1 protein-coding gene and 1 pseudogene are annotated in these 619 nt (G+C 44.1%); both read left to right on the forward strand.

Annotated features, from left to right (window positions below; genetic code table 11):
• Window positions 1-510: phage tail protein (locus tag ACFIKG_RS09745; RefSeq protein WP_375652247.1), on the forward strand; the 510-nt coding region annotated here is incomplete at its 5' end.
• Window positions 511-518: 8 nt separating this feature from the next.
• A pseudogene (locus tag ACFIKG_RS09750) lies at window positions 519-619 on the forward strand (phage tail protein); the annotation flags it as partial.

Here is a 619-nt window from a genome sequence, read left to right on the forward strand (position 1 = left end):
ACGTTTGGAATGCGCGGGATTCCAAAGGATTGGTTAATTTGCGATGGGAAGGCTTATTTGCGTCGTGATTATCGTGATTTATTTGAGACGATAGGAACGGTTTGGGGAGAGGGGGATGGCGTTGAGACGTTTAATGTTCCAGATTTTCGAGGGATGTTTTTACGGGGGCTTGATAATGAACGCAATCTAGACCCTTGGCGTTCTTTTGCAAGTGTGCAAACAGATTTAATCGAGTCTCACCAACATCAAGGACAGAGCCTTTCGATGTCTCATTTTACCAGCAACGAAAACTTTTGGGATGGGAATACGACAGATGTGTTGGGTTATCGTCTAGGCTTGTTTGGGGGGAGTTCTCTCGCGAATTTTATGGGTATAGAGCGTGAGAATTTAGGGGGCTACATTGTAAGTCCTTATACTCTTGATGAGAGCCAAGAGGTTGTTTTGGAGAGCACTGGTGAAGGCGAGACGCGTCCAGTAAATGTGAGTGTTCTGTTTGCGATTAAGACATGAGGTTTAAGATGTCGACGATTTATGATTGGTCTTTAAATGCCTCCTTGAATGCCTATTGTGATGATTTGATTGATTGGTCAAAAGGACAACGCCCTAGCAGCGTGAATAA

Source organism: Bartonella sp. LB28NMGDW (assembly GCF_042194435.1).
Taxonomy (GTDB): Bacteria; Pseudomonadota; Alphaproteobacteria; order Rhizobiales; family Rhizobiaceae; genus Bartonella; species Bartonella grahamii.